General features: G+C 73.5%; 12 protein-coding genes and 2 tRNA genes. 1 reads left to right on the top strand and 13 read right to left on the bottom strand.

The features are described 5' to 3' along the window. Nucleotides 1-69: 69 nt before the first annotated feature. From OG989_RS31175 to OG989_RS31195, 5 genes are all read right to left on the bottom strand, one after another. Nucleotides 70-146: transfer RNA gene (locus tag OG989_RS31175), tRNA-Ile, on the bottom strand. Between the two features lie 63 nt (nucleotides 147-209). Then, nucleotides 210-1,901, bottom strand: coding sequence for a M16 family metallopeptidase (locus OG989_RS31180; RefSeq protein ID WP_327029289.1), 1,692 nt, complete (start codon nucleotides 1,899-1,901; stop codon nucleotides 210-212). After that, nucleotides 1,898-2,851, bottom strand: coding sequence for a hypothetical protein (locus tag OG989_RS31185; protein ID WP_327029290.1), 954 nt, complete (start codon nucleotides 2,849-2,851; stop codon nucleotides 1,898-1,900). Before OG989_RS31185 ends, OG989_RS31180 begins: the two co-directional genes overlap by 4 nt. Nucleotides 2,852-2,894: 43 nt before the next feature. Continuing rightward, nucleotides 2,895-4,133: an NAD(P)/FAD-dependent oxidoreductase gene (locus OG989_RS31190; RefSeq protein ID WP_151455395.1), complete on the bottom strand. Its 1,239-nt coding sequence runs from the start codon at nucleotides 4,131-4,133 to the stop codon at nucleotides 2,895-2,897. Between the two features lie 282 nt (nucleotides 4,134-4,415). Then, nucleotides 4,416-4,488: transfer RNA gene (locus OG989_RS31195), tRNA-Asn, on the bottom strand. A 269-nt stretch (nucleotides 4,489-4,757) separates the two neighbouring features. On the opposite strand from OG989_RS31195, the gene OG989_RS31200 reads away from it, so the two are divergent. Continuing rightward, a complete protein-coding gene (locus OG989_RS31200; protein WP_151455396.1) occupies nucleotides 4,758-5,162 on the top strand; it encodes a hypothetical protein in 405 nt (134 codons plus the stop codon). A gap of 93 nt (nucleotides 5,163-5,255) precedes the next feature. On the opposite strand, the gene OG989_RS31205 is transcribed toward OG989_RS31200, so the two are convergent. The 8 genes from OG989_RS31205 to OG989_RS31240 form a co-directional block, all read right to left on the bottom strand. Beyond that, a complete protein-coding gene (locus OG989_RS31205; protein WP_151455397.1) occupies nucleotides 5,256-6,263 on the bottom strand; it encodes a sugar phosphate isomerase/epimerase family protein in 1,008 nt (335 codons plus the stop codon). Nucleotides 6,264-6,662: 399 nt separating this feature from the next. Further along, nucleotides 6,663-8,789 carry a ThuA domain-containing protein gene (locus tag OG989_RS31210; RefSeq protein WP_327029291.1) on the bottom strand — a complete coding sequence of 709 codons (2,127 nt, stop codon included), beginning with the start codon at nucleotides 8,787-8,789 and terminating at the stop codon, nucleotides 6,663-6,665. A gap of 74 nt (nucleotides 8,790-8,863) precedes the next feature. Then, nucleotides 8,864-11,731, bottom strand: coding sequence for a PQQ-dependent sugar dehydrogenase (locus OG989_RS31215; RefSeq protein WP_327029292.1), 2,868 nt, complete (start codon nucleotides 11,729-11,731; stop codon nucleotides 8,864-8,866). 313 nt (nucleotides 11,732-12,044) lie between these two features. Further along, the gene (locus OG989_RS31220; protein WP_151455400.1) at nucleotides 12,045-13,112 is read right to left on the bottom strand and encodes a polyprenyl synthetase family protein; all 1,068 of its coding nucleotides are present in this window, start codon (nucleotides 13,110-13,112) and stop codon (nucleotides 12,045-12,047) included. Further along, entirely contained in the window at nucleotides 13,109-14,548 is a 1,440-nt protein-coding gene (locus OG989_RS31225) for an alkaline phosphatase family protein (protein ID WP_327029293.1), read from the bottom strand. Before OG989_RS31225 ends, OG989_RS31220 begins: the two co-directional genes overlap by 4 nt. Nucleotides 14,549-14,594: 46 nt before the next feature. Continuing rightward, nucleotides 14,595-15,797 carry a metabolite traffic protein EboE gene (eboE, locus tag OG989_RS31230; protein WP_151455401.1) on the bottom strand — a complete coding sequence of 401 codons (1,203 nt, stop codon included), beginning with the start codon at nucleotides 15,795-15,797 and terminating at the stop codon, nucleotides 14,595-14,597. After that, complete coding sequence (locus tag OG989_RS31235; protein ID WP_151455402.1) at nucleotides 15,797-16,663, bottom strand: TatD family hydrolase; 867 nt, start codon at nucleotides 16,661-16,663, stop codon at nucleotides 15,797-15,799. Before OG989_RS31235 ends, eboE begins: the two co-directional genes overlap by 1 nt. Further along, the gene (locus OG989_RS31240; RefSeq protein ID WP_151455403.1) at nucleotides 16,663-17,265 is read right to left on the bottom strand and encodes an EboA domain-containing protein; all 603 of its coding nucleotides are present in this window, start codon (nucleotides 17,263-17,265) and stop codon (nucleotides 16,663-16,665) included. Before OG989_RS31240 ends, OG989_RS31235 begins: the two co-directional genes overlap by 1 nt. Nucleotides 17,266-17,286: the final 21 nt, after the last annotated feature.

Raw genomic sequence — 17,286 nt, forward strand, 5'->3', positions numbered from 1 at the left:
GCTCGCGGGTAGTTCGGGTTGGGTGCCGGGGTGGAGATCATCGTGGCGTTGCTGCCGCATCTGGTTGCCTGGTGGGGCGGGCGGGACTCGAACCCGCGACCGAGGGATTATGAGTCCCCTGCTCTAACCGGCTGAGCTACCGCCCCAATACCGCGCCGGATCTTATCCCGCCCGGTGGATCACCGGCCAGCACGAAACGGCGCCGTCGCTCATCGGCGTCGCCGGCGTAGCAGCACGATGGGCAACGCGAGGATAACAGTGAGCAGCCATCCCACCGCGATGACGCCCCACAGCCAGCCCTCGTCGCTCTCGGCCGTCTCGGTGATGAACATGCCGAGGGTCAGCAGGAAGGTCCCCCCGCCGATCGCCAGCGCGGCGAGGCCGCTGACGACCATCAGCGGGATCTCCCACCAGGAGCGCTTCGCCGGCTCCCGCCGTTCGGTGCCGGCAGCGGCCTGCGGCTGCGGGATGCGGTCCGGGTCGCGGGCCGGCATGGCCACCTGCCGGTCGGCCGGCACCTGGGAGTCGATCACCCGGATCGCCCCGGGGTGCAGGTCGAACATGGTCGGTTCGATCCGCATCGAGATGGCGTCGTCGCCGATGAGCTGCCGGGCGCCGTCGGGCCAGGTGAGCATGAGGGCGCATTCGGCGTACCGCACGGTGAGCGGGCCACCGCGGCCGAGCCAGCTCACCCCGTCCACGCCGACGTGCAGCTCGCCGTCGCCTTCCTTCTCCCGGTAGGGGGTGCCGGCGACCGTGTCGGGCGAGCGGGTGGGCGCTGCGACGAAGCCGGCCCAGTCGGCCCGGTGCCCCTCGGGAACCATCAGCAGCGCTCCGGCCAGCACCTCGCGGGCCACCTCGTGCACGTCGTCCGTGCTGACGTCCTTCAGCTCGGCGCGGTGCTCGTCGACCGTGAGGTTGCGCTCCCCGGTGAGCACGTTGAAGGCGTACGACGGCAGCCGCGCCGCGTCCACCTCGGCGGTGCCGAGGAAGTCCTGCCGCTTCGCCACGACGGCGTCGAGGTCGGCCTGTTCGATCCGGCCGACCCGGAGCTTGGCGAGCGTGTCGACGAAGCCGCCGAGCACGGCGTCCTGCTTCTCCGGCAGCGCGTCGGCCAGCGCCCGCAGCGTCGCGTGGCCGTCGCCGCGCGGCTCGTAGCCCGCCGTCGTCTGGTAGGAGAGCCCGGCGTCCTGGCGCAGCGCCCGGTACAGCTCGCGCTCCAGCACCCCGGCGAAGACGCTCGCGGCGGTCCGGCGCCGCACGACGGCGTCCAGCACCACCGCCCGCGAGCCGCCGACGAAGTACGCGGGGGTCTGCGGCAGCGCCGACGACGCCGCCGGCACCGGCTGCCGTACGCCCTGGGGCAGCGTCAGGCGCAGCCCGGCGGGGACGGCCTTCCCCGCGATCCAGAGCACCGCGTTCTCCCGGGTGAACCAGCGGGCCGCCCACTGCCGCAGGTCGTCGGCGGTCAGCGCGGAGAGCCCCCACTCCGGGTAGCTGGTGATGCCGAAGTCGCGGGCGCCGTGCCGCCACAGCGGGATGTCGTCGACGGCGGCCGTGCCCCGGCTGCTGTACTCGGTGCGCAGGATCTCCTTCTCCACGTCGAGCCGACCGGTCGGCAGCTCGGTCAGGTTGGCGCAGACCGAGGTGAGGAAGGTGGCGATGTCCTGCGCGGAGCCCTGCATGTGGAACGTGGTGAACACCGGCGCGGTGGCACCGTTGACGTGGTAGTCGGCCAGCCCGAGGGGGGCCAGCGCGAGGTGTTCCAGCAGGTGGGTGATGCCGCTGCGGGCGAGCGTCTCGTCGGCGGTGCCGACCCGGAAGGTCAGCCCGGCGCGCATCGGCCCGCCGGTGGGGGCGAGCAGCGTGGGCACCCCGTCCACGTCCAGTTCCTGGATCATGACCGCCCACCCTTCGCGTACGCCTTGTCGCGGAACCGCTGGAACTGCTTGGTCGCGTCGCCGTCGATGTAGCCGAACATCGCCTCGTCGCCGAGCGGCCCCATGGCCGCGAACTGCTGTGCCGCCGCCTGGTACTCGTCCAGCAGGCAGAAGGCCATCGCGAAGACGCTGCGCACCCAGACCCAGCCCCAGTCGTTGCGGAACTCGGGGTGCCAGACCGACTGCTGCGCCGCCTGGTGGATCTCGCGCTGCACGTGCGCGCCGCGCAGGTGGGCGCTCGCCTCGCGGAGGTCGTCGTGGTCGAGCGCCTCCTCCAGGTGGGCCTCGACCACCAGCACCGCGTTCGGGGCGCCGGGCGGGGCGGCGTCGGCGCACTCCCGGGCGAAGCCGTGCGCCCGCTCCCAGGTGCCACTCCACTTGGGACAGAACTGTTGCAGCAGCGAGGCCTGGGCCGGCAGGTGGTGCGGGTGGTGCTTGGCGAGCTGGTCGTAGCGGCGGCGGGCCTCCGCCTGGCCGAGCTCCAGCCCGCGCGCGTTGGTGATCCGCTGCGTCCAGGCCGCCGCGTCGTCCGGGTACCGGGCGGTGACGTCGATCAGCACCTGCTCGGCGCGCCGCAGGTGGGCGTGGAACTGGGCGAACTGGTCCCGGCTGACGTGCTGCGCCCGGTAGGACGAGCGGATCCGCCAGCCGGCGCGGATCAGGTGCGACCCCAGCAGGGCGCCGGCGAGCGCGTCGTCGGGCCGCTGCGCCAGCACCTCACGCAGGAACTCCTCGATGTCCTCGGCCTCGCCGGCCTCGCCGACGAGGAAGGTCCGGCCGTGCGGGTCCTGCCCGTCGACGAGCGCGCGCAGGGCCGGCCAGTCGCGCGCCGCGAGGGCCGCGCGCACCTGACCGACCTGGGGGTACGCCGCCGCAGCGTCGAAGTCGGGCGGCGGAAGGGGTGCGGGCATGGCGAGGAGCATAAGTGATCTTCAACGGGACGTGACCCTCCGTTCAGCCGGTACGCAGCTCCGACAGGACGGCCCCGGCGGCCCGCCAGCCGCTGGCGAGAGCGCCCTGGATGGAGGGGCTGTCCCGGTGGTCCCCGGCCACGAACAGGCCCTCCCCCAGCGCCACCGGCTTGCGCAGCCGCCCCTGCGGCGGGGGCGCGGCGGGCAGCGCGTCGGGGATGGACACCGTGGTCAGGTGGGTCCAGTCCGCCGTGGACCGGCCGTAGAGCCGGGTGAGTTCCGCCCGTACCGTCGGCTCGGGCGGGGCCGACGGGCCGACCACCGAGGTGGCGACCAGGTGCCGCCCTGCCGGCGCGTACGTGGGCGCGGCCCTGCTGACCACCACCGTGTTGGCGACGATCTCGCGCCGGTCGCCGTCGAGGAGCAGGATCGGCTCGTCAAGCGGCGGCTCCGGCGCGCTGTGGTAGTAGGTCGTGTAGGCGTGCGTGCGTACCGCCGGCAGACCCGGCAGCAGCGTGGCCGCCGCCGGCGGGTCCACGGCGACCACGACGGCGCGGCAGCGGAGGTCGCCGGCCTGGGTGCGGACCCGGCCGGGCGCGACCTCGGCGACCGGGGTGTCGAGGTCGATCAGCTCCGCCGGGAGCGGGTCGGCGACGGCGCGGGGCAGCGCGGCCATCCCCTCGGCGGGCAGGCCGATCCGGCCCCGGGCGAAGGAGCGCAGCACCATGGCGAGCACGTGGCTGGAGGTCTCCAGTTCGCGGTCGATGAGGACCCCGGACAGGAACGGCCGCAGCAGCTCCTCGACGATCGTGTCGGAGAGGCCGGCGCGGCGCAGCGCGGCCTCGGTGGTGGTCTCCTGGGCGGCGAGCAGCCGTTCCTTCGGCAGGGTGGCGCAGCCCGTGGCGAGCGCGGCGAACCGTAGCCGGTCGAGCAGGGAGCCCACGCCGGCCAGCGCGGTGCCGGGCGCGCCGGTGGGTTCGCGCAGCGGGTTCACCAGACGGGCCAACCGGTCGCCCCTGCGCACCAGCACGCCGGACGTGAAGTGTCCGAGGCGCAGCCGGTCGACGTCGAGCAGGGCGCCGATCCGGGGGTACGCGGTGTTGAGCACCTGGAAGCCCCGGTCCAGCAGGTAGCCGTCTACGGCGTCGGTGGCGACCCGGCCGCCGAGCCGGCCGCCGGCCTCCAGCAGCCGCCACGGCACACCCGCGCGGTGCAGCCGCCGGGCCGCGGCGAGCCCGGCCAGGCCGCCGCCGACCACGACGACATCGGTCTCGGCGAGCATCGCGCACCTCCCGCTCTCCGCCAGTCCGGGACAGCCGGCCCGGCCACTCACCTACCCACGAGTCGACGCACCGATCGACGCAGCGGGAGTCCAGGTCGACAGCGACCATCCTGCCGGGCGAGCGGCCCGGGGGTGGGCGAAACAGGTCGTCCCGCACCTGGCGGGCACGATCTTCGCCACGACGGATCCGGGCGACGGCCGGCAGGCGCGCGACGACCGGCAGACACGGGGCGGGAACGGCGAACGCCCGCCGGCGTGGCCGACGGGCGTCTGGTGTGGAAGCTCCCCCGTTTGGACTCGAACCAAAAACCTGCCGGTTAACAGCCGGCTGCTCTGCCAATTGAGCTACGGGGGACCGCTGTGTCGTCCGGTGCCGATCTCGCTGCGCCGTGCGACGGCACAAGAGTACAGGATTCCGGGGGGTGTTGGTCCAGGGGGTTACCGCTTCGATCGGCGCCCGCGCACACGACAATAAACCCGGACAAATCGTCATCCCGGCACAAGGAGGTATGAGCGGAGAGCAGGATGGGTAGTTAGCTGCAGACAGAGAAGGCAGGCGCGATTTGGTCGCCTCCGGCGGGGTAACCGTCGGTCGACGGCGCGTCAGGTACGGAAGGAGCCGCCATGCGCGGAAAGATGATGTTCCTTGGCGGGCTGGCTGCGGGATTCGTCCTGGGCGCCCGTGCCGGTCGGGAGAAGTACGAGGAGCTGGTGATCCGGGGCCGCAAGGTGCTCGACCACCCGACCGTCCAGGAGGCGGCCGGTGTCGCGCAGGCCCAGGCGACCCGCCTCTACAGCGAGGGCAAGGACAAGCTCGGCCAGTCGAAGCTGGGCGAGAAGCTCAACAGCAACGGCCACAAGCAGGAGCTGACCGCCGCCGACGACGCGTTCGCCGGCACGCCGGCCACGGTCGGCGCGAAGAGCTCCACCGGGTCGTCGAGCACGGCCTCGGCCTCCGGGTCGACGTCGACCACCGCCACGCCCCGTAGCAAGCCGTCCAGCTCGGGCACCAACGGCAGCACCCTCTGATCGCACCTTCGCGCGGGCCGGTCGCCTCCGGGCGACCGGCCCGTTCGTGTGCGGGCCCCGACTTCGGCCCGCCCGGGTGCTACCCCGGGGCGGTCAGTCCTTGCTGGTGAACGCGGCGTCGAAGGCCGCGGCCGGGGCGTCGAAGGCGAGCCGGCGGACGAACTGCAACGCCTCCGGGGCGCCGACGAGGCGGTCCATCCCGGCGTCCTCCCACTCGATCGAGATCGGGCCGGCGTAGCCGATCGCGTTCAGGGCCCGGAAGCAGTCCTCCCAGGGCACGTCGCCGTGGCCGGTGGAGACGAAGTCCCAGCCGCGCCGCATGTCCGCCCACGGCAGGTGCGAGGCGAGCCGGCCCCGCCGCCCGTCCCCGGTGCGCACCTTCGCGTCCTTGCAGTCGACGTGGTAGATCCGGTCGGCGAAGTCGAAGATGAAGTTCACCGGGTCCAGCTCCTGCCAGACGAAGTGCGACGGGTCCCAGTTCAGCCCGAACGCGGGCCGGTGCCCGACCGCCTCCAGCGCCCGCTTCGTCGTCCAGTAGTCGTACGCGATCTCGCTCGGGTGCACCTCGTGGGCGAAGCGCACGCCCACCTCGTCGAAGACGTCCAGGATCGGGTTCCACCGGTCGGCGAAGTCCTGGTAGCCGCGCTCGATCATCGACGGCGGCACCGGCGGGAACATCGCCAGCGTGTGCCAGATCGACGAGCCGGTGAAGCCGACGACGGTGTCCACCCCGAGCTTCGCCGCCGCCCGCGCGGTGTCCTTGATCTCCTCGGCGGCGCGGCGGCGTACGCCCTCGGGCTCGCCGTCGCCCCAGATCCGGGCGGGCAGGATGCCCTGGTGCCGCTCGTCGATCGGGTGGTCGCAGACGGCCTGGCCGACCAGGTGGTTGGAGATCGCGAAGACCTTCAGGTTGTGCTTCGCCAGGGTCTCGCGCTTCCGCTCGACGTACGAGTCGTCCGCGAGTGCCCTGTCGACCTCGAAGTGGTCGCCCCAGCAGGCGATCTCCAGCCCGTCGTAGCCCCACTCGGAGGCGAGGCGGCAGACCTCGTCGAACGGAAGATCGGCCCACTGGCCGGTGAAGAGCGTGATGGGTCGCGCCATGGTGCTTCTCCCCTGTGGTGATGGGGATTCCGTGGGTATGTGACCGGGGCGAGGGTGACCGGGCAGGGCCGGTGCGCGGCGGGCCACGGCGGGACACCGGTGGGTACGCGTGCGCACCTGGACCCGCCGGGTTGCGCCTCCCGCCGGTCACCGGCAACCGCCACGGTCGCCGCCCCCCACTCTAGTGCCTCGTCACGCAGCCTTGAACGGGTGATCCATGGCTCCGTGGGCGGTGGTGGCCGCCGGCGGTCCGCGGGCGAAGGAGTCGTACGGACGCTGTCGAGCTGAGTCGTCTGTGACGTCAGGTGGGGTGACGTCCGGGCCGCGCTGTGCACCGGACGGCGATGAATCGTCTACGACATCAGCTCGACAGCGTTCCGCGTGTGGATCCTCCGCTCGTCAGCGGATGCGGATGCCGACGGGCGGCAGGGTCCACTTCTGGTTGGCGTTGGTGTGACAGGTCCACAGGTGCACGGCCTGACCGTCCGCCGGGTTGTTGCCCGAGACGTCCAGGCACTTGCCGGTCTGCGGGTTCTTCAGGGTGCCGTCCGCCTGGGCCGACCAGTTCTGCGCCCCCGTGCCGTTGCACGTCCACAACTGGATCTTCGTACCGTCGGCCGACGCGCCGCCGGAGACGTCCAGGCACTTGCCCAGCGCCTTCACCGTCGAGTTCGGCGTCACCGTCCACGTCTGCGCGGCGGACCCGTTGCAGCCGTGGATCTGGATCTGGGTGCCGTCGGCCGTGGCGCCGTTGCGCACGTCCAGGCACTTGCCGCCCAGGCCACGGATCGGGCCGGTGCCGGTGCCGCCGCTCCCCTTGACCAGGGTGAAGTCGTCCACGTCGAAGAGCCCCGTGCCCGAGCCGGTGAAGGTCAGGTAGAGCGTGCCGGTGCCGGACGGCACACCGGAGAGGGCGGCCGTGACGTCGGCGAAGGTGTTCCAGCCGCCGGTGTTCGGCACCGCCACCGAGCCGAGGACGGTGCCGGTCGCGGAGCCCGTACGCACCTGGATGGTGCCGCCCGGCCCGCCGGAGACGACCCGCGCCCGCAGCGACGTCGTGCCGGTCAGGTCGAGCCCGGCGTACGCGGCCCAGTCCCCGGGGTCGATGTGGCCGAGGGTCTGCCCGCCGTTCGCGCCGGCCTTGGTGAACGGCGAGACCCCGGAGGCGGAGCTGAACGCCTCGGCCTGGACGGTGTTCCCGACCGGCGGGTTGACGCCGAGTTCCTTGATCCGGATGTTGCGGAACGAGGCGTCGTCGCCGGTGCCGTGGTTCTGGAGCCCGATGTGGCCGGCGAGCGAGCGGACCGGGTCGGTGTTGGTGAAGTCGTTGATCTTCACGCTGTTCAGGAAGACCTGGAGGCGCTCGCCCTCGACGAGCAGCTCGTAGGTGTTCCACTCCCCCGGCGGGTTCAGCGCCGCGTCCCGGGCGGCGATGTCGGCGGACTTGAAGGTGTAGACGGCGCCGGTCGTGCGGTCGGCCGCGTCCGTGGCGTCGATCTGCGCCTCGTAGCCGTTGTTCACGGCCGACCAGGGGTCGCTCGACGGCGGAAAGCCGATGAAGACGCCGGAGTTGTCGTCGCCGGCGAGCCGCCAGTCCAGCTTCAGCGAGTAGTTGGTGAACTGCTTCGCGCTGTACCAGTACAGGCCCATCCCGCCGACCGAGGTGAGGGTGGCGTCGGCGTTGCTGAAGCTGCCCGGCCCGGCCTGGGACCAGCCGGTGGTGGAGCCGTTGTAGAGCGGCGTGTAGCCGGTCTCGGGCCGGCAGTCGGCCTTGGCCCGGCCGGCCGCGTACCGGATGCCGCCGAGCAGGTGGGCACGGAAGGCCGGCTCGGCGTACGACGCCTGGGTGTGCCCGCCGCCCGTGTAGAAGGACCGGCCGCCGCTGTAGGTCTTGCACCAGGAGTGCGGGTGGTCGGCGCCCATCGAGCCGCCCGAGTAGGAGGACTCGTCGAGGGTGGCCAGCACCCGGGCCGTGGACCGGGCGTTGGTCTGGTAGTTGTACCACTCGTCGGTGCGGGGCCAGGTCTGCGGCAGGTGCGCGGTCGCCGGGTGCGCCCGGTTCTCCGCCTTCACGTTGGCCTGCTGGATGGCCGGGTGCGAGGCGAAGTACGCCCCGACGAGGTTGCCGTAGAAGGACCAGCCGTACTCGGTGTCGGCGGCGGCGTGCACGCCGACGTACCCGCCGCCGGCGCCGATGTAGGACTCGAAGGCGCTCTGCTGCGTGCCGTCGAGCACGTCGCCGGTGGTGTTGAGGAAGACCACCGCCTCGAAGCGGGACAGGTTGGCGGTCGTGAACTGGGCGGCGTCCTCGGTGGCGGTGACAGTGAAGTTGTTGGCCGCGCCGAGGTCGCGGATCGCCTGGGTGCCGACCGCGATGGAGTCGTGCCGGAAGCCGGCCGTCTTGGAGAAGACCAGCACGTCGTACGGGGCGTCGGCGGCGCTGGCCGGCGTGGCCGGGGTGGTGCAGGCGAGGACGGCGAGGACGGCGGTGGCCGCGCCGAGGAGGGGTCGGAGGAGTCTGCGCATGTCGCTCTCCAATGCCGGGGCTGTCAAGGGCCTGCCGGGGCGGGGAGGGGCGTCGTGCCCCTCCCCGCCTCAGGTCAGGGCAGGGTCCACTTCTGGTTGGCGCCGGTGTGGCAGGTCCACAGGTGCACGGCCTGGCCGTCGGTCGGGGTGTTGCCCGAGACGTCCAGGCACTTGCCGGTCTGCGGGTTCTTCAGGGTCCCGTCCGCCTGGGCCGACCAGTTCTGGGCGCCGGTGCCGTTGCAGCCGTACAGCTGGATCTTCGTGCCGTCGGCGGACCCGCCGCCGGAGATGTCCAGGCACTTGCCCAGCGCCTTCACCGTCGAGTTCGGCGTCACCGTCCACGTCTGCGCGGCGCTGCCGTTGCAGCCGTAGATCTGGATCTGGGTGCCGTCGGCGGTGGCCGCGTTGCGTACGTCCAGGCACTTGCCGCCGAGCCCGACGACCGGGCCGGTGCGGGCCCCCGCCGAGCCGGTGGTGAAGGCGAACGTGTCCACGTCGTAGAGCGCGCCGGTGCCCGTGCCGGCGAACGTGAGGTAGAGCGTGCCGGTGCTGGCCGGCGCCCCGGAGATGCTGCCGCTGACCGTGGTGAACGCGTCCCAGGCGCCGGTGACCGGCACGGTCGCGGAGCCGAGCACGGTGCCCGTCGGCGAGCCGAGCCGCACCTGGAGGGTGCCGCCGGCGCCGGCCGAGGAGACCCGGGCGCTGAACGAGGTCGCGTTGTCGATCCGGTACGGCTCGAACGCGATCCAGTCGCCGTTGTTGATGTCGCCGACGGTCCTGCCGCCCTCGGCGGTGCCCTTGTCGAAGGTGCCGACGCCGGAGGAGGTCTTGAAGTGCTCCGCCTGGCGCTTGCGCGGCTGGAGGGTGTGCTGCTTGTGCGTGGTCAGCCCGCCCGCGTCGGTGTACTCGGCGTCGAAGACGGCGAAGATGTTCGCCGCGTCGTCGTGTTCACCGTCGACGGGGATGGTGATCGAGCCGGAGCAGCCGTTCTTCGAGGTGATCTGGTGGCCGTGGTTGTCGTGGCCCAGCACGTACGTCATCTTGACCTTGGTGCAGTCGATGGCGGCGTCCTCGGGGTCGGTCACCGTGATGCTGAACGGCACGGTGTCGCCGTAGCTGAACAGCTTGCCGTTGGCCGGGCTGTTGATGGTGACCGTGGGCGCGGTGTTGCCGACGCCGATCTGCACGTTCGCCGTGCCGGTCGCGCCCTGGGGGTCGCGTACGGTCAGGGTGACCTGGTAGGTGCCGTTGGCGGTGTACGTCTTGCTGGGGTTGGCCGCCGTCGAACTGGTGCCGTCGCCGAACGCCCAGGAGTAGGTGAGCGCCCCGCCCTCCGGGTCGCTGGACCCGGCCGAGGAGAAGTTCACGGTCAGCGGGGCCGCGCCGGAGGTCTTGTCGGCCGCGGCGACGGCGGTCGGCGCCCGGTTGCCGCCGGCGATGTAGTCGTAGCGGTAGAGCGCCGAGTTGGCGTCGCCGTTGAAGTAGCCGGTGCCGTAGTCGAGGATGTAGAGCGCGCCCTCGGGCCCGAACGCCATGTCCATGATCTGCTTGCCGTTCCACGGGAACGTGTCGATGCCGCCCGGGCTGCCGTCGGCGTTGAGGTGGATCGGCTTGACCCAGCCCCGGCCGAGTTCGCCGGCGAAGAACTGCCCGTCGAAGGACTGCGGGAACTTGGTGGTGGAGTTCAGCGCGGCGTCGTAGCGGTAGACGGGGCCGCCCATCGGCGACTCGGAGCCGCCGCCGAACTCGGGCGGGGTGCCGGCGTCGCCGGCGTACCGGATCCAGGCCGGCTTCGCCCCCGGCAGGGTGGGCAGGCCGGTGTTGCGGAACGAGTTGTTGGTCGGCCCGCCGGAGCAGTTGTACTTCGCCCCGGCGGTCCCGGCGGCGAAGTCCCACTCGGCGTACGTCTCGGTGGCGGTGTTGGTGCCGGTGCAGTACGGCCAGCCGTAGTTGCCGGGCCCGGTGACCCGGTTGAACTCCACCTGGCCACTCGGCCCCCGGGCGCTGGTGGTGCCGGCGTCCGGGCCGTAGTCGCCCACGTAGACGATGCCGGTGGCCCGGTCCACGCTCATCCGGAACGGGTTGCGGAAGCCCATGGCGTAGATCTCGGGGCGGGTCCGTGCGTCCGAGTCGACGAACATGTTGCCCGCCGGGATCGAGTACGTGCCGTTGGCGTTCACCTTGATCCGCAGGATCTTGCCGCGCAGGTCGTTGGTGTTGGCCGCGCTGCGCTGCGCGTCGTACGCGGGGTTGCGGTTGGTGCGCTCGTCGATGGGCGCGTACCCGGCCGAGTCGAACGGGTTGGTGTCGTCGCCGGTGGAGAGGTAGAGGTTGCCGGCGGCGTCGAAGTCGATGTCGCCGCCGACGTGGCAGCACATGCCCCGGTCGGCGGGCACGTCGAGGATGTCGACCTTGCTGCCGGTGTTGATCGTGAAGTCGGCGTTGAGGGTGAACCGGGAGAGGCGGTTGACGCCCTGCCAGGCCGAGAAGTCGGTGCCGGTCGCCGGCGCGTCGCCGGCCGGTGTGGACAGCGGCGGGGCGTAGTAGAGGTAGATGTGCCGGTTGCTGGCGAAGTTCGGGTCGGCCCCGACGCCCTGCAACCCCTCCTCGTCGTGGGTGTAGACCGGCAGCGTGCCGATCACGGAGGTGGTGCCGGCGGAGTCCGTACGCCGGACGGTGCCGTTGCGGGCGGTGTGCAGGACCGACCGGTCGGGCAGCACCGCGATCGTCATGGGCTCGCCCACCTCGGCGACGCCCTTGGCGAGGGTGACCTGCTGGAAGTCGGTACCGACGATGGGGTGGGCCTGGGCCGGGCCGGGGCCGCCCAGCGTGGCCGGGCCGGCGCCGAGGGCGACCGTGCCGGCGGTGGCGGCCAGCAGCAGCGCCGAGGCGGCGGAGAACCGTCGTCGGAGCCGTGGGGTGGGGGCGTCCTGGGTGGACATGGGTGTGCCGTCCCTTCCTGACGAGTGACTGCCAGGGCGGGCGCGCGCCGTCGCGCCGGATGCCGTAGCGGGGGATGCGGTCGGCCCGCCGGGGTGCCGTGCCCGGCCGGCCGCGACCTGCGAGGGATGGAGTGGACCCCATCGATCGGAGGTCACCAGTCGATGGGTTCCCGCGCCGCCGGTTCACCTCGACGAAACAGATTCGTGATGGCCCGACATTAAATGGCGAGCATCGATGTGTCCATACCTTCCGCCGATTCGGCACCAACTTTCGTCGATCCCGTCAAAAGTCGCCGCCTGCCGGAGCCGCGACTCAATGGGGACGGTCGACGGCCTGGGCGGCGAGGGCGGTCAGGGCGGCACGGGCCTCGGCGGTCACCGGGGTGGACCCCAGGGCCGCCAGGGCGGCCTCCGCGCGTACCCGGATCATCTCCTCGATCCGCTCGCGGGCCCCGGTGCCTTCGATGATCTTCCGCAGCTCGCCGGCGCCGTCACTGTCGAGCGCCGGGTTGCCGAACAGCTCCCGCAGCCGCGCGGCCTGCGCCCGGTCGGCGGCGCCCCGGGCCAGCGCCATCATCACCGTCGGCTTGCCCTCCCGCAGGTCGTCCAGGATCGACTTGCCGGTGACCGTCGGGTCGCCGAAGACCCCCAGCACGTCGTCGCGCAGTTGGAACGCGTCGCCCAGCGGGTCGCCGAACTCGGCCAGCGCGGCCAGCAGCTCCGGCCCGGCCCCGGCCAGCGTCGCCCCGATCTGCAACGGCCGGGTGACCGTGTAGCGGGCCGCCTTCATCCGGACGACGGTCAGCGCGCTCGCCACCGACCCGTCGCCCACCCCGGAGACCAGGTCCAGGTACTCCCCCGCGATCACCTCGGTGCGCATCAGCGCGTAGACCGCGTACCCCCGGTGCACCCGCCCCGCGTCCAGGCCGCACTCGTGGAACATCTGGTCGGACCAGGCGGCGCAGAGGTCGCCGCAGAGCAGCGCGGTGTTGCGCCCGTACGCCTCGGGGTCGCCGCGCCAGGACGAGCGGGCGTGCAGGTCGGCGAAGAGCCGGTGCACCGACGGCCCGCCCCGGCGGCGGTCGCTGCCGTCCAGGATGTCGTCGTGGATCAGCGCGAACGCGTGGAACAGCTCCAACGCGGCGGCGGCCGTCACGATCGGGGCGCCGTCGGGGCCGCCCGCGCCCCGCCATCCCCAGTAGCAGAAGAGCGGGCGCAGCCGCTTGCCGCCGGCCAGCACGAACCGGTGCAGCGCGGTGAAGACGCCCCGGGGCGCGCCGTCCGGCCAGTCCCGGCCCTGCCGGTCGAGGAAGGCGGCGAGCGCGGCGTCGAACCGCGCCCGCAGCCCGCTCGTGTCGGTCGGGGCGACGACGGCGGTCACGCCTCCTCCCCGGACGGTCCCGCCGACGCCGGGGTGGGCGACCCGGCCGACGCCGGTGCCAGCCCCGCCAGCTCCAGCAGGAGTGCCTTGACCTCGGTCGCGGCGACCCGGTCCCGCGCGGCGGACGGATCGGAGCAGAGCAGCACCGGCCCGTCCGCCGGATCGGCCGGGAGCCGGCCGTGCGACCCGCGCACCGCCCGGGCGCCGGCGTCCAGCCCCACCACGCTCATCAGGTAGCGCATCCCGAGCTTCTTGCGCGCCAGCGCCACGGCGGCCCGCCGCTTCGCCGCCAACGGTGCGGCCGGGTCGAGAAACAGCTCCGCCGGGTCGTAACCCGGCTTGCGATGAATGTCCACCAGCCGGGCGAAGTCGGGCGCGCGGGCGTCGTCGAGCCAGTAGTAGTAGGTGAACCAGGCGTCCGGCTCGGCGACGAGCACCAGCTCCCCGGCGCGCGGGTGGTCCAGCCCGTGCGCGGCCCGGCCGTCGGCGTCGAGCACCTCGGCCACCCCGGGCAGCCCCGCGCAGAGCGCCGCCACCGCCGGCACGTCGGCCGGGTCGCGGACGTGGACGTGCGCCACCTGGTGGTCGGCCACCGCGAAGGCCCGCGAGGTCCACGGGTCGAGGTACTCCATGCCGGCCTGGGTGTGCACCCGCAGCAGCCCCTCGGCGCGCAGCAGCCGGTTGACGTCGACCGGCCGGGAGACGTCGGTGATGCCGTACTCGGAGAGCACCACCACGGTCGCGTCCCGGGCGCGGGCGGCGTCCAGCAGCGGCCCGAGCACCCCGTCCAGCTCGGCCGCCGCCGCGGCGGCCCGGGGCGACGACGGGCCAAAGCGTTGCAGGTCGTAGTCGAGGTGCGGGACGTAGACCAGGGTCAGGTCCGGCGCGTGGTCGGCGAGGATCCGCTCGGCGGCCCGGCAGATCCACGCCGACGACGCCAGCCCCGCGCCCGGCCCCCAGTAGCTGAACAGCGGGAAGGTGCCGAGCCGGTCGGTGAGGGCGTCGTGCAGCTCCGGCGGGTCGGTGTAGCAGTCCGGCTCCTTGCGCCCGTCCGCCCGGTAGACGGGGCGAGGGGTGACCGTCCAGTCCACGTCGGCGCCCATGGCGTACCACCAGCAGACGTTGGCCACAGTGAAGCCCGGCTCGACCCGGCGGGCCGCCTGCCACAGCTTCTCGCCGCCGACCAGGGCGTGGTGCTGGCGCCAGAGCAGCACCTCGCCGAGGTCCCGGAAGTACCAGCCGTTGCCGACGATCCCGTGCCCGGCCGGGAGCTCCCCGGTGAGGAACGTCGACTGCACCGGGCAGGTCAGCGCGGGCAGCACGGTGCCCAGCTCCGCGCGGAAGCCGGCGTCGGCGACCGCGCGCAGCCGGGGCATGTGCGCCAGCAGGCGCGGGGTCAGCCCCACCACGTCCAGCACCACCAGCCGCCGACTCATGCCGGCACCCCCGCGCCGTGTCGACGGTTCGCTCGCTGGCGCCCGCTCATCGCCGTACCTCCGCCGTCGCCGGGGCCGCCCGGCCCGCCGGCGCCAGGCCCAGGGCGACCAGCTCGGCGCGGGCGAAGGCCAGCTCCGCGGCGATGCCGGCGGCCAGCTCCGCGTCGGTGCGCGGGCGCCGCGCGGCCGGCAGCACCCCCCAGGTGTACGTCTCGACGTCGAGGTGGTCGCAGCCCGCCTCCGGCCCGGCGTAGAGCGTGGCCAGCGCGGCGCGCAGCACCGGCAGGGTCGAGCCCAGCGGCGGCTCGGGCGGGGCGTGCAGCGGCACGTGGTAGTGCACCCGCCACGGGCCGGGCAGCCGCGCGGCCAGGGCGGCGTCCAGGTCGTCGGCGGCGTGGGCGGGGTCGGCAGGGTCGGCCGCCCCCGCGCAGCCTGCCGCCCGGGTCTGGTGCAGGAAGCGCGGCTCCACCCAGCGTCGCAGCGCCGGCGTCGCCTCGGCGGGCGCCTCGATGGCGGCCGAGACCTGCACCTTCACCACCGGCAGCCCGGCCGTGCGCAGCCGGCCCAGCGCCTCGGCCGGCGCCTCCCAGGCGCAGGCGAGGTGGGCGAGGTCCAGGCAGACGCCGAGCCGGTCGGTGTCCACGCCGGCCAGGGCCGCGACGGCCTGCCCGGTGCTCTCCACCACGCAGCCCGGCTCCGGCTCGAACCCGACCCGCACGCTCCGGCCGGTCGCCCGCTCGACGGCCGCGAGACCGGCCGCGAGCTGGTCGAGCCGGTGGCGGGCGGCGTCCACGCGGGCGGCGTCCCAGGGCCGCCGCCAGGCCAGCGGCAGGGTGGAGACCGAGCCCCGGGCCGCGTCGTCGGGCAGCAGGTCGGCGAGCACCCGCGCCAGATCCAGGGTGTACGCGAGCCGCGCGGGCGTGGTCCAGTCCGGGTGGTAGACGTCGCCCTTGACCACGGGCGCCTGGAAGGCCGCGTACGGGAAGCCGTTGAGCGTGACCACCTCCAGCCCCCGGGCGGTCAGCGCGGCCCGCAGCCGGCGACGGGCGGCCGGGTCGGCGGCCAGCTCGGCGGCGACCGGGGCGGCCAGCCACAGCCCGAGGCCGAGCAGGTCGGCGCCGAGCGCCTCGCGTACGGGCACGGCGTGGGTGTCCAGCTGGCGCAGGATGCCGGCGAGGTCCTCGGCGGGGTGCACGTTGGTGCAGTAGCCGAGGTGGACGGTGTCGCCGCCGGCGTGCCGCAGCCGCATCAGCTGCCGCCGCGCAGGATCGAGTTGCCCGCCCAGGTGCCGATCGGCGGGTCGGCGGCGGCGTGCTCCAGGTCCGTCAGGTCGAGCCGACCGGACCGGCCGTAGAACTCGACCGGGTTGCGCCACAGCACCCGGTCCACGTCGTCGTCGGTGAAGCCGGCCAGCAGCATCGCCTCCCCGGTGGCCCGGGTGAGCAGCGGATCCGAGCGCCCCCAGTCGGCCGCCGAGTTGACCAGCACCCGCTCCGTCCCGTACGCCCGCAGCAGCTCCACCATGCGCGGCGGCGACATCTTGGTGTCGGGATAGATGGAGAAGCCCAGCCAGCAGCCGGTGTCCCGGACCAGCCCCACCGTCACCTCGTTGAGGTGGTCGAGCACCACCCGGCCCGGCTCGACGCCGGACTCGGCGACCACGGCGAGGCTGCGTTCGACGCCCCGCGCCTTGTCCCGGTGCGGGGTGTGCACCAGGGCCGGCAGGTCGTGGGCCACGGCCAGGGCGAGCTGGGCGGCGAACGCCTCGTCCTCCGCCGGCGTCATCGAGTCGTAGCCGATCTCGCCGACCGCCACCACGGCGTCCTTGTCGAGATAGCGCGGCAGCAGGTCGAGCACCGGGCGGCAGCGCGGGTCGTTGGCCTCCTTCGGGTTCAGCGCGACCGTGGCGTGGTGGCGGATCCCGAACTGCCCGGCCCGGAACGGCTCCCAGCCGACCAGCGAGTCGAAGTAGTCGGCGAAGGAGGCGGGGCTGGTGCGGGGCTGGCCGAGCCAGAACGCCGGCTCCACCACCGCCCGGACCCCGGCGGCGGCCATCCGCTCGTAGTCGTCGGTGGTCCGCGAGGTCATGTGGATGTGCGGGTCGAAGATGCGCATCAGGCCTCCTGGATTTCGCGCAGCCGGGTGAGCAGGTCGGTCGCGTCCGCCGGCATGGCGCGCCCGGCGGCCTGCCGCTCGGCGGCCAGCGACGCGAGCATCGCGGCGAGTTCGCCGTCGGCGCGGGCGTCGAGGTCGTGCACCACGGCCAGCGGCACGCCGGTGAAGACGCACTTGAGCACCGCCTGCCGCCAGGCGTCCGGGTCGAGGTGCCGGGCGTACGGGCCGAGGGCGGCGGCCAGCAGCCGGGTGTCGTTGGTGCGGATCGCGTCGTGCAGCAGTGGCGTCCCGGCCGCACCGACCGGCAGCAGCGGCAGCGCCTTGAGCACGGCCCGCTTCTCGGCGGCGTCGCCCTGCCGGTAGCGGGTCTCGGCGTGGGTCGCGTGGTCGGTCGGCAGCGCGGCCAGCAGCAGGGCCCGGGCCGCCTCGTCGGCGCTCCAGCCGGGTGCCCCGGGCAGCGGTGCCCGGCCGCAGCGCCGCCCGGCGGCAGCGAAGAACCGGTCGATCGTCGCCGGTTCGGCCGCCACCCGCCGCAGCGCCGTGTCGAGCCAGTCGGGTTCGGGTACGCCCCGCAGCGCGGCCCGCAGTGAATCCGGTGTCATCCCGTCTCCTCCCTCGTGCTG

It is taken from the genome of Micromonospora sp. NBC_01740 (genome assembly GCF_035920365.1).
Lineage (GTDB): Bacteria > Actinomycetota > Actinomycetes > Mycobacteriales > Micromonosporaceae > Micromonospora > Micromonospora reichwaldensis.

Excerpts from the sequence above, each read along its gene's own strand:
- OG989_RS31180 (WP_327029289.1), bottom strand. The coding sequence starts at position 1,901 with ATGATCCAGGAACTGGACGTGGACGGGGTGCCCACGCTGCTCGCCCCC.
- OG989_RS31185 (WP_327029290.1), bottom strand. The coding sequence starts at position 2,851 with ATGCCCGCACCCCTTCCGCCGCCCGACTTCGACGCTGCGGCGGCGTAC.
- OG989_RS31190 (WP_151455395.1), bottom strand. The coding sequence starts at position 4,133 with ATGCTCGCCGAGACCGATGTCGTCGTGGTCGGCGGCGGCCTGGCCGGG.
- OG989_RS31200 (WP_151455396.1), top strand. The coding sequence starts at position 4,758 with ATGCGCGGAAAGATGATGTTCCTTGGCGGGCTGGCTGCGGGATTCGTC.
- OG989_RS31205 (WP_151455397.1), bottom strand. The coding sequence starts at position 6,263 with ATGGCGCGACCCATCACGCTCTTCACCGGCCAGTGGGCCGATCTTCCG.
- OG989_RS31210 (WP_327029291.1), bottom strand. The coding sequence starts at position 8,789 with ATGCGCAGACTCCTCCGACCCCTCCTCGGCGCGGCCACCGCCGTCCTC.
- OG989_RS31215 (WP_327029292.1), bottom strand. The coding sequence starts at position 11,731 with ATGTCCACCCAGGACGCCCCCACCCCACGGCTCCGACGACGGTTCTCC.
- OG989_RS31225 (WP_327029293.1), bottom strand. The coding sequence starts at position 14,548 with ATGAGTCGGCGGCTGGTGGTGCTGGACGTGGTGGGGCTGACCCCGCGC.
- eboE (WP_151455401.1), bottom strand. The coding sequence starts at position 15,797 with ATGCGGCTGCGGCACGCCGGCGGCGACACCGTCCACCTCGGCTACTGC.
- OG989_RS31235 (WP_151455402.1), bottom strand. The coding sequence starts at position 16,663 with ATGCGCATCTTCGACCCGCACATCCACATGACCTCGCGGACCACCGAC.
- OG989_RS31240 (WP_151455403.1), bottom strand. The coding sequence starts at position 17,265 with ATGACACCGGATTCACTGCGGGCCGCGCTGCGGGGCGTACCCGAACCC.